10 protein-coding genes are annotated in these 10,131 nt (G+C 74.0%); 4 read left to right on the top strand and 6 right to left on the bottom strand.

The window, feature by feature from the left end; all coding sequences use genetic code 11:
• A partial coding sequence (locus ACIQOV_RS11760; protein ID WP_401047632.1) for an aminoacyl-tRNA hydrolase occupies positions 1-608 on the top strand: 608 nt, incomplete at its 5' end.
• Between the two features lie 145 nt (positions 609-753).
• Here ACIQOV_RS11760 and ACIQOV_RS11755 read toward each other — a convergent pair.
• From ACIQOV_RS11755 to ACIQOV_RS11745, 3 genes are read right to left on the bottom strand one after another with little or no spacing between them, the layout of a single operon-like run.
• Positions 754-1,497 carry a hypothetical protein gene (locus tag ACIQOV_RS11755; protein WP_401047629.1) on the bottom strand — a complete coding sequence of 248 codons (744 nt, stop codon included), beginning with the start codon at positions 1,495-1,497 and terminating at the stop codon, positions 754-756.
• A 43-nt stretch (positions 1,498-1,540) separates the two neighbouring features.
• Positions 1,541-2,290: an ABC transporter permease gene (locus ACIQOV_RS11750; protein WP_401047626.1), complete on the bottom strand. Its 750-nt coding sequence runs from the start codon at positions 2,288-2,290 to the stop codon at positions 1,541-1,543.
• Between the two features lie 41 nt (positions 2,291-2,331).
• Entirely contained in the window at positions 2,332-3,276 is a 945-nt protein-coding gene (locus tag ACIQOV_RS11745; protein WP_401047624.1) for an ATP-binding cassette domain-containing protein, read from the bottom strand.
• Positions 3,277-3,450: 174 nt separating this feature from the next.
• Here ACIQOV_RS11745 and ACIQOV_RS11740 point away from each other — a divergent pair, with 174 nt between their 5' ends.
• A complete protein-coding gene (locus ACIQOV_RS11740) occupies positions 3,451-4,845 on the top strand; it encodes a sensor histidine kinase (RefSeq protein WP_401047622.1) in 1,395 nt (464 codons plus the stop codon).
• Between the two features lie 44 nt (positions 4,846-4,889).
• On the top strand, positions 4,890-5,549 hold the full coding sequence (locus ACIQOV_RS11735; RefSeq protein WP_401047636.1) for a response regulator: 660 nt from the start codon (positions 4,890-4,892) through the stop codon (positions 5,547-5,549).
• Between the two features lie 82 nt (positions 5,550-5,631).
• On the opposite strand, the gene ACIQOV_RS11730 is transcribed toward ACIQOV_RS11735, so the two are convergent.
• From ACIQOV_RS11730 to modA, 3 genes are all read right to left on the bottom strand, one after another.
• On the bottom strand, positions 5,632-6,708 hold the full coding sequence (locus ACIQOV_RS11730; RefSeq protein ID WP_401047618.1) for an ABC transporter ATP-binding protein: 1,077 nt from the start codon (positions 6,706-6,708) through the stop codon (positions 5,632-5,634).
• A 163-nt stretch (positions 6,709-6,871) separates the two neighbouring features.
• On the bottom strand, positions 6,872-7,687 hold the full coding sequence (locus ACIQOV_RS11725) for an ABC transporter permease (RefSeq protein ID WP_380349367.1): 816 nt from the start codon (positions 7,685-7,687) through the stop codon (positions 6,872-6,874).
• Positions 7,688-7,824: 137 nt separating this feature from the next.
• Positions 7,825-8,673 carry a molybdate ABC transporter substrate-binding protein gene (gene modA, locus ACIQOV_RS11720; protein WP_401047615.1) on the bottom strand — a complete coding sequence of 283 codons (849 nt, stop codon included), beginning with the start codon at positions 8,671-8,673 and terminating at the stop codon, positions 7,825-7,827.
• Between the two features lie 396 nt (positions 8,674-9,069).
• On the opposite strand from modA, the gene ACIQOV_RS11715 reads away from it, so the two are divergent.
• Positions 9,070-10,131 (top strand): RNA ligase (ATP) (locus ACIQOV_RS11715; RefSeq protein WP_401047612.1); only part of this gene is annotated, 1,062 nt, incomplete at its 3' end.

Genomic DNA, 10,131 nt, shown 5'->3' with positions numbered 1-10,131 from the left:
GAAAGCCTCGCGGCGGCGTCCGTCAGCGATGCGGCGGTGAGGCGGACCGGATCGGTGACGGCGTGTTCAAGGAAGTCCAGGCGCAACGCGAGTGGGCGGAGCGGGTCGCGGCCTGGGAGGACGCCCGGATCCGCAAGGTGGTCCGGCGGGCCCGGGGTGGGGAGTGGCGTCGGGCGGGCGAGCTGCCGGGCCTCACGGTGCACGGCCGGGAGGCCGAGGTGCGGGTGTTCCCGCCGGTCCCGCTGGACGGGTGGCCGAAGGACCTCGCCAAGCTCCAGGTGTCCGGGACGGACCTTGAGGAGACGGTCGAGGTCACGGCGCCCGAGCCGGGGCTGCCGGTGCTGTGGCTCAACCCCGAGCTGGAGATGAGCGCGGGCAAGACGATGGCGCAGACCGGGCACGCCGCTCAGCTCGCGTGGTGGCGGCTGGACGAGGCGCAGCGCAAGGAGTGGGCCGAGGCCGGCTTCGCGCTCGCGGTCCGAACGGCCTCGCCGCAGGCGTGGGAGGAACTCGTCCGCAGCGGGCTGCCGGTGGTCCAGGACGCGGGCTTCACCGAGATCGCGCCGGGCAGCTGCACGGTGATCGCGGAGCACCCGGCGCTGCGGTGACGGCGGGGGCCGGGCGGCTGTCGGGCGGCTGTCGGGCGACGGGTGGCGGCGACGAACGACGGCGAACAGATGACGGCTAACAGATAACAGCGGACGGATGACAGAGTTTGAAATCTGTCATCCGTCCGCTGTTCCCCGTCGCCCGTCAGCTCGGCTCGTACCGCCGCATCGCCCGCAGCCCGCCGTAGACCGCCAGGGCGGTCCAGAGCGCCATGATCAGCAGCCCGGTCCAGTGGCCGTAGTGGACGCCCGGCTCGGGCTGGGTGCGCATCGCGTACAGGCCGGCCCGGTCGGGTAGGAACTGGCCGAGTTCGCGGACACCGGGAATGGCGGCCAGCCAGGTGGTGCCCAGGAACACCATCGGGGTCAGCAGGCCGAGCGCGGCGCTGAAGTTGCCCAGCATCGCGGTCAGTCCGAGGCAGATCAGCACCATCATCGGGTGGTACAGCACGCCGGCCAGGAAGCTGCGGGTCAGGCCCGGGGCGGAGAGGTCCAGGCCGACGGTGGCGCCGACGACCAGGAACGAACCCGCCGTTGAGGCCAGGCCGAGCAGCAGGCCCAGCCCGGTGCCGAGCGCGAGCTTGGCGCCGTACAGCCGGCCGCGCCGGGGGACGGCGGTGAGCGAGGTGCCGATCATGCGGGTGTTGAACTCCTGCCCCATCAGCAGGATCCCGAGGCAGGCCACCGCGACGTGCCCGAAGAGCAGTCCGTAGAAGATCCCCCCGGCCGGGTCCTCGCCGGCCGTGTGGTCCTTCGCCCCGTAGGCGGCGTTGACGGCCGCCGTGACGCCGACCGTCAGCGCCAGGGCGACCAGCGGGGCCGCCCATTGCGACGGCAGGGTGGTGAACTTGACCCGTTCGGCGCGTACCGCGTCGGCCATCGTGCTCATCGTCGCTCCCATGTCCCGTCTCCCATGTCCTTTTCGCCCGTGGTCACTTGGCGCGCCGCATCGCCCGCAGGCCGCCGTACGCCGCCAGGGCGGTCCAGAGCGCCATGATCAGCAGCCCGGTCCAGTGGCCGTAGGCGATCTGCGGGTCGTCGACGTACCGCAGGGCGTACTGGCCGGCCCGGTCGGGCAGGAACTGGACCACCCGGCGTACCCCCGGGACGCCGCCGAGCAGTGGTGAGAGCAGGAAGAGGGTCGGGACCAGCAGTCCCATGGCGGCGGTGAGGTTGCCCAGCATGGCGGTCGTTCCGAGGCAGAGCACCACCACCAGCGTCTGGTAGAGCACCCCGGAGACGGCGGTGCGGACGAAGGCGGGCCCGTCCCAGTCGGCGGGGACGGAGGCCGCGTACCCGGCGAAGGCGCCCGCCGTGCCGACGGCGCCGACCGCCAGGCCGACCAGTGCCCCGAGCGTGAGCTTGGTGCCGTAGAGCCGGCCGCGTCGCGGGACGGCGGTGAGCGAGGTGCCGATCATGCGGGTGTTGAACTCCTGCCCGATCAGCAGGATGCCGAAGCAGGTCAGCGCCGCCTGGCCGAAGTTGAGGCCGTAGAAGACGCCGACACCTGGGTCGTCGGTGATGTTGTGGTCCTTGCCGCCGAGGGCCGCGCCGACGGCGGCGGTGACGCCCGCGGTGAGTACCAGGGCGAGCAGTGGGGTGATCCAGAGCGAGCGGAGCGTGGTGAGCTTGATCCACTCGGCGCGCAGGGCGTTGACGGCAGGGGACCCGGAGGACGTCACGACGGATGTCGCGGCGGATGCCACGGCAGGGGGCGAAGCGTTCACGCGGCGGCCTCCGCACGGTACTCGACGCTGTCGGCCGTCATCCGCATGAACGCTTCCTCCAGGGAGTCCTGTTGCACGGCGATCTCGTACAGCACCACGCCGTCGGCGGCGGCGAGCGCGGCGATCCGCTCGGGTTCGGCGCCCCTCACCTCCCAGGCGCCGCCGTCGACTTCGGTGGCGTCGAGGCCGTGTCCGGGGTCGCGGAGCAGGGCGGCGAGCTTGGTCGGGTCGACGGCGCGGACCCTGATCCGGGTCCGGCCGTGGCGGTCGATGAACTCGGAGGTGGCGGCGTCGGCCAGCAGCCGGCCGCGCCCGATCACCACCAAGTGGTCGGCGGTGAGCGCCATTTCGGTCATCAGGTGGGAGGAGACCAGCACCGCCCGGCCCTCGGTGGCCAGATCGCGGAGCAGGGTGCGGATCCAGCGGATGCCTTCCGGGTCCAGGCCGTTCACGGGCTCGTCCAGCAGCAGCACCGGCGGGTCGCCGAGCAGTGCGGCGGCCACCCCGAGACGCTGGCGCATGCCGAGCGAGAAGCCCCGGATCCGCCGTCCGGCCGCGTCCGCCAGACCGACCTGGCCGAGCACCTCGTCCACCCGGCGGGCCGGCAGCCCGTTGCTCGCGGCGAGCCAACGCAGGTGGCCGTGCGCGGTCCGGCCGCCGTGCAGTGCCTGGGCGTCCAGCAGCGCTCCGACCGTCCTCAGCGGGTCGGGCAGTTCGACGTAGGGGCGGCCGTCGACCAGGGCGTGCCCGGCGGTCGGCCGGTCGAGGCCGAGGACCAGGCGCATGGTGGTGCTCTTGCCAGCGCCGTTCGGGCCGAGGAAGCCGGTCACCACGCCGGGTCGCACCTCGAAGGTCAGGTCGTCGACGACGCGCCGGCCGTCGTACTCCTTGGTCAGGCCCTGGATCTCGATCACGGCCCGCTCCCCTCGTCTCGTCGTCATGGCGGTCTCCGCCGGTGCTCGCTGTGGTCGGCCCCGGGCGGTGGCTCCATTCGACCGGAGCGGGCCGGTGCGGCGGATCCCGCCGGGGCGGGGAGCCGCCTCCCTCCCGGGAGGGAGATCGCGGGCGACCGGCGCGGGAGCCGGGAGCCGGGGGCGGACTGGCAGGATGGCCCAATGTCCAAGATCGCAGTGCTGAAGAGCGCGGTGCCCGTGACCGCGGCGCCGCTGAGCGCGGTGTCCGGGCTCTTCGCGCCGCTGGTGGCCGGCGCCACGTACGCACGGATGCTGCACCTGCTGGTGGGGTGGTTCTTCGCGGGCATCGTGCTGATGGTCTATCCGGGGACGTACCACAAGGGCCTCGGCGAGATCCTGATGGCGGGCGTCTCGGTGGACGTCGTGCTGCTCGCGCTGGCGGCGCTCATACCGGCCGCGCGCCGGGCCGAGGGAGTGCAGGCGCGGCTGCTGCTGGTGCCCGACCGCGAGGAGGACATCGCCGCCGAGCCCTCCCGCACCTGGGCCGACCGGCGGCGGACGGCGGGCTGGCTGATCGGGCGGGTCGCGCTGGGTTCGGCGGTCGGGTTCCCGCTGGTCTTCGGGATCACCGGGGCCTTCGACCGGCTGACCGGCCCGGACGCTCTCTGGTACCTCCCGCTCGTACCGTTGGCAGTCCTCGGCTTCGGCTGGTTCCTGGTGTGCGCCGGCCGCCTCCAACTCGCCATGGCGATACGGCTGCTGGGCCCCTCCCCGGCCGAGCGGCTGGCCGAGGCGGAGCTGCGGGCCGAACGGCTCCTGGAACGCAACCGCTTGGCCCGCGAGCTGCACGACTCGATCGGCCACGCCCTGACGGTGACCGTCCTTCAGGCGGGCGCGGCGCGCGAGGTCGGGGACCGGGACTTCGTCGCCAAGGCGCTCGAAGTCATCGAGGAGACCGGCCGGCAGGCCATGGAGGACCTCGAACGCACCCTCGTGCTGCTGCGCGAGACCCCGGCCGGGGCGAACGGCGTGGCCACCGAACAGCCCGGGATCGACCAGCTGCCCACGCTGTTCGACACCGCCAGGGCGGCCGGCAGCCCGGTGGAGGCGCGGGTCGACGTGAAGCCCGGCACCCTGCCAGGGGTGCTCTCCCGCGAGTCGTACCGGATCGTCCAGGAGGGCGTCACCAACGCGCTCAAGTACGCACCGGGCGAGCCGATCGACATCCGGATCGCCGTGCGGGACGGCCGGTTGGAGCTGCGCTGCGCCAACCGGCTGCCCGGCGCCGGACGTTCAGCGAACGGAGCGGCGCGGCCTCCGGCGGGCGGGGCGGGCGGGGCGGGCAGGGGTGCAACGCGCAAGGGCGGAAAGGGACTGCGCGGAATCCGCGAACGCGCCACGCTGCTCGGCGGGGAGGCGGAGACGGGGCCTTCGGCGGCGGGCACGGCGGCAGGGGCGGGAACGGCGGCGGTGGGCACGGCAGCGGCGGGAACGGTGACAGGGACGGGGGCCGCGACGGGGGCGACCGGGTCGATCGAGGAGGGGAGCGGGGAGTGGGTGCTTGCCGTGCGCCTGCCTCTACGCTTGGGCTCGTGACGAACGATCTTGCGATGGCAGGTCCGGCCGGAGGAGCCGCCGGGATGACGGACATCCTGGTCGCCGACGACGAGGAACTGGTCCGGGCCGGTCTGCGGGCCGTCCTGGAGGCGCAGGGGGACCTGCGGGTGGTCGGCGAGGCGTCCGACGGCGCGGAAGCGGTCGCCCTGGCCCGCGCGTTGCGTCCGCACGTCGTGCTGATGGACGTCCGGATGCCGGTGCTGGACGGCCTGGCCGCCACCCGCGAGCTGCTGCGCCCCGGCGCACCGGGTGAGCGCCCGCCGCGGATCCTGGTCGTGACCACCTTCGAGAACGACGACTACGTCTACCAGGCGCTTCGCGCGGGCGCGGACGGCTTCCTGCTCAAGCGCACCCGCCCGGCCGAGATCGCCCAGGCGGTACGGCTGGTGGCGGCGGGCGAGTCGCTGCTGTTCCCGGCCGCGATCCGCCGCCTGGCGGCCGGGCACGGCAACCCGACCGCCCGTGCGGCGATGGAGCGGGCGGCGCTGACCGAGCGCGAGGCGGAGGTGCTGCGACTGGTCGCGCGCGGCCTCAGCAACGGGGAGATCGCCGAGCGGCTGTTCCTCGGCGTGCAGACCGTGAAGACGCACGTCAGCAGCGTGCTGGCGAAGCTGGGCGCGCGGGACCGCACCCAGGCGGTGATCGCGGCGTACGAGTCGGGGTTCGTCGAGCCGGCGGAGTGATCGCGTCGGGGTGAGACCGCGCCGGAGTGACTGCGCCGGGGGGATCGCGCCGGGGGCGCCGGAGTGAGACCGCCGTGGGGCGTCAGGCCGGGTAGGCGTGCGTCTGGGTGGCCTTGACCGAGGCCCAGACCGCGGCGCCGGGCGTCAGCTCCAGCTCGGCGACGGCGGCCGGGGTGAGGTCGGCGGCCATCGGCAGGTCGCCGGCGAGCTCGACGCGGACCCGGTCGCCGTGCAGTTCCAGCCCGGTGACCTCGGCCTTCCACAGGTTGCGCGCGCTGGTCTGCGGGCGCTCCCGGTACAGCGTCACGGCGGAGGGCGGGAAGGCGACGAAGGCCGGGCCGTCCAGCTCCTCGGCGGTGGCCAGGACCGCCCCGTCCGGGAGCGTGACCCGGGTGCCCTCGGCCCGGCCCTGGTACAGGTTCAGCCCGACCAGCCGGGCGATGTAGTCGGTGCGCGGGTGCCGGGCGACCTCCGCCGGGCTGCCGGACTGCACCTGCCGGCCGTCCTCGATCACCACCAGCCGGTCGGCCAGCACCATGGCGTCCAGCGGGTCGTGCGTCACCAGCACCGCCACCGCCTCGAACTCGGCCAGATGGCGCCGCAGTTGGGACCGTACGTCGAGCCGGGTGCGGGCGTCCAGGGCGGCCAGCGGCTCGTCCAGCAGGAGCAGCCGGGGGCGCACGGCGAGAGCGCGGGCGAGCGCCACCCGCTGGGCCTGGCCGCCCGAGAGCCGGCCGGGACGGGCCGAGGCGTGGTCGGCCAGGCCCATCCGCTCCAGCCAGCCGGCCGCCTCCGCGCGCGCCTCGCGCTTGGGGCGGCCCTGGCAGCGCGGGCCGAACGCGACGTTGTCGAGTGCGCTGAGGTGCGGGAACAGCAGGTAGTCCTGGAACACCACCCCGACCGGACGCTCCTCGGCCGGGGTGTGCACACGCTGCGCCGGGTCCTCCAGGAGGCGGCCGTCCAGGCGCAGATGGCCGCCGGTGAGCGGGAGCAGTCCGGCGAGGGCGCGCAGGGCGGTGGACTTGCCGGCGCCGTTGGGGCCGAGCAGCGCGACCACCTCGCCGCGGGCGGCGGTGAGCGCGAGGTCGAGGGAGAACGCGGCGCGCTCGACCCGCAGGCGGGCGTCCAGGGCGGGGCCGGGGCGGCTGTCGGTGTTCATCGGGATGGCGTCCAGGTGTCCAGAGTGCCCGGGAGGTCGAGCGGGTCCATCGGGTCCCTCGGGTCCATTGCGTCCGCTGGGTCCGCTGGGTCCGGGGGAGTGTCGCAGGAGGTGTGCGGGGAAGCGTCCGCAACGGTGTCCGAGGCCGTGCGCGCGGGCCGGGTCACGGAGTCGAAAGCCAGCGGTCGCGCAGGCCGACCAGGACGGCGACGGAGACCACCAGCAGCACCAGCGACAGCGCGATCGCCGCCTGCGGGTCGGACTCCATGGCCAGGTAGACGGCCAGCGGCATGGTCTGGGTGCGGCCCGGGAAGTTGCCCGCGAAGGTGATCGTCGCGCCGAACTCGCCGAGCGCCCGGGCCCAGGCCAGGACGGCACCGGCGGCGATCCCAGGGGCGATCAGTGGCAGGGTGACCCGCCGGAACGCGGTCAGCCGGGAGGCACCCAGGGTCGCGGCCGCCTCCTCGTAGCGGGGGTCGGCGGCCCGCAGCGCGCCCTCGACGCTGATCACCAGGAACGGCATCGCCACGAACGCCTCGGCGATCACGACCCCGGTGGTGGTGAACGGCAGCGTGATGCCGAAGGCCGAGTCCAGCCAGGAGCCGACGATGCCGCGCCGCCCGAGCACCAGCAGCAGCGCCACACCGCCGACCACCGGCGGCAGCACCAGTGGCAGGGTGACCAGCGCCCGGATGATCCGGCGGCCCGGCAGCTCGGTGCGGGCGAGCAGCCAGGCCAGCGGGACGCCGAGGACCAGCGACACCGCGGTGGCCGCGGTCGCGCTGATCAGCGACAGGCGCAGCGCGTCCCAGACGGCGGGGCTGGTGAGCTGCTCGGACAGGCCGCTCCAGGGGGCCCGGATCAGCAGACCGACCAGCGGCAGGATCAGGAAGGCCAGTCCGAGCAGCGCCGGGAGCAGCAGGGTGACCGGGACGCGGTGCGTGCGTGGCCGGCGGCTTCGCGGGCGCCGCCGCGGCAGGGCCTGCGCGGGTGCTGCCTGCGCGGGTCCTGCCTGTGCGGACTCCGCCGGGTCGCCGTCGGCGGTACGGGCCGGGTGGTCCTGCTTCGGGTGGTCCTGGTCCGGGCGGTTCGGCCCGGAGCCGGTGGTGCGGTCGCTCACGGCGCCTGGAAGCCCGCCGCGGTCAGCACCTGCTTGGCCTCGGGCGACTGGACGTACGCGACGAAGGCGGCGGCGCCGTCCTTGTTCGGGGCCTTGGCGAGGGCGGCGATCGGGTAGTCGTTCACGGCCTTGGCGGCCTCGGGGAAGTCCACGCCGTCGATCTTCGCAGCATCGGCCTGGACATCGGTCCGGTACACCAGGGACGCGTCGACCTCGCCGAGTTCGACCTTGGTGAGCGCGCCCTTGACGTCCTGCTCCAGGGTGACCGGGGTGAGGTCGAGGCCGGCAGCCTTGAGCGCGGTCTGGGCGGCGGCGCCGCACGGCACCTCCTTTGCGCACAGGGCGACCTTCACACCGGAGGCGGTGAGGTCCTTGAGGCCCGCGATGTGCTTGGGATTGCCCTTGGGGACGGCGATGGTGAGCGTGTTCTTGACGAAGGCCGTCGGCTGTCCGCTCGCGCCGCCCGCGTCCGTGACGGTCTTCATGGTGGCCGGGCTGGCGGCGGCGAACACGTCGGCCGGGGCGCCGGAGTTGATGCTGGTGGCGAGGCTGGAGCTGCCGCCGAAGTTGAAGGTGACCTTGGCGCCCGGGTTGGCGGCCTCGAACTTCTTGCCGAGCTCGGTGAAGGTCTCCTTGAGCGACGCGGCGGCGAAGACGGTGACGGTGCCGGAGGCCTTCGGGACGCCGCTGCCGGCGGCGGAGGCGTCCGGGGAGGTGGCCGAGGAGGCCGTGGAACCGGAGGACTTGCCGCCGTCGCTGCCGCAGGCGGTGACCCCGAGGGTGAGCGCGAGGGCCGCGGCGGCGGCGACGGCGAGCCTGCGGGTGGTGGGCGTGCGGGTGCTCATCGGTGGTTCCCCTCCAGGGTGCGCGCCGGAAGGGGCGCGAGGGACTGGCCGCAGCTGCGGCCATTACGGCGATCATAGTGCCGCATATGCGAGCGATAAATCCCCTGTCGGTTTGCACAGGCGGGAGCCGGCGCGGGCCTCCGGACTGCTGTGGGATGGCTCAAACAGGTCCGGGGGCCACATGGCGAGGGCACTTGACGGGGTGAGTCGCGCGGGTGTGAGGCGGGTCGTGCGGGTGGGGCGGGTCGCGCGGGTCATGTCGGCGGGGCCGGAAGGGGCGCGCGGAAATTGCGTCGCGCCGTAGGTGGTCGAACGGACAGAGTGGTGGCCGTCCGTACACGCGGCCGGGTTGGTCGCAAGCACCGCCGCGGCCGAACCAAGGGGAGGAGTCCTTCCATGTCCACGCTGCGCGTCACCGCGGAGAAGCTGACCGTCCTGGAGCACCCGAACGCCGATGCCCTGGAGCTGGCGCAGGTCGGCCTCTACCGGGCGGTGGTCGCCAAGGGCATGTACCGGACCGGGGACCACGCCGTATACATCCCCGAACAGTCCGTCCTGCCCGATGAGTTGATCGATGAGCTCGGCCTGACCGGCAAGCTGGCCGGCGCCCGGGCGAACCGGGTGAAGGCGGTACGGCTGCGCGGCGAGCTGTCCCAGGGCATCGTCTGCCGGCCCGCCGCGCTCGCCGGCACCGACCTGGCCGCCGCGGCCGAGCGCGGCGAGGACTTCGCCGAACTGCTCGGGGTCGTCAAGTGGCAGCCGCCGGTGCCCACGTCGATGAGCGGCGACGTGGTCAGCGCGCCCGACCTGCTGCCCTGGGTGGACATCGAGAACCTCAAGCGCTACCCCGACGCCTTCGAGCCGGGCGAGCCTGTGGTGCTGACCGAGAAGCTGCACGGCAGCTGCTGCCTGGTCACGTACGTCGCCGCCACCGGCGAGGTGCAGGTGTCGTCCAAGGGCATCGGCGCGCAGGGGCTGGCGCTGGTCGAGGACGAGCGAAACCTCTACTGGCGGGCGGTGCGCGCCTACGGCATCCCGGCGGCCGCCGCCCGGCTGGCGGAGCGCCTCGGGGCCGAGCGGGTCGGCGTCTTCGGCGAGGTCTTCGGCGAGGGCGTGCAGGACCTGGGCTACGGCTCCTCGGCGCGCACCGAGCGGCCCGGCTACGCCGCCTTCGACGTCTCGGCCGTGGTGGACGGGCAGCTGAACTGGTTCTCGGCGGCCGAACTTCTGGACGGCGAGCTTCCGTTGGTGCCGGAGCTGTGGCGCGGGCCGTTCGACCCGGAGACCGTCCTGGGGTTCGCCCGGGGCAAGGAGAGCGTCTCCGGGCGTGAACTGCACCTGCGCGAGGGCGTGGTGGTGCGGCCGGTCACCGAGCGCTGGAGCCCGGTGCTCGGCGGGCGGGCGATCGCCAAGGTGGTCAGCGACGCTTACCTGACCCGCAAGGGGGGCACCGAATAC

Origin of the sequence: Kitasatospora sp. NPDC091257 (assembly GCF_044757675.1) — a bacterium.
In the GTDB taxonomy this organism is placed as follows: Bacteria; Actinomycetota; Actinomycetes; order Streptomycetales; family Streptomycetaceae; genus Kitasatospora; species Kitasatospora lactacystinica.
The sequence above is the reverse complement of the archived record's forward strand: the minus strand, read 5'-3'. Positions and strand labels throughout refer to the sequence as shown.

Bases quoted from the DNA above. Each gene is read 5' to 3' on its own strand.
- ACIQOV_RS11755 (WP_401047629.1), bottom strand. From the start codon at position 1,497: ATGAGCACGATGGCCGACGCGGTACGCGCCGAACGGGTCAAGTTCACC.
- ACIQOV_RS11745 (WP_401047624.1), bottom strand. From the start codon at position 3,276: ATGACGACGAGACGAGGGGAGCGGGCCGTGATCGAGATCCAGGGCCTG.
- ACIQOV_RS11740 (WP_401047622.1), top strand. From the start codon at position 3,451: ATGTCCAAGATCGCAGTGCTGAAGAGCGCGGTGCCCGTGACCGCGGCG.
- ACIQOV_RS11735 (WP_401047636.1), top strand. From the start codon at position 4,890: ATGACGGACATCCTGGTCGCCGACGACGAGGAACTGGTCCGGGCCGGT.
- ACIQOV_RS11730 (WP_401047618.1), bottom strand. From the start codon at position 6,708: ATGAACACCGACAGCCGCCCCGGCCCCGCCCTGGACGCCCGCCTGCGG.
- modA (WP_401047615.1), bottom strand. From the start codon at position 8,673: ATGAGCACCCGCACGCCCACCACCCGCAGGCTCGCCGTCGCCGCCGCC.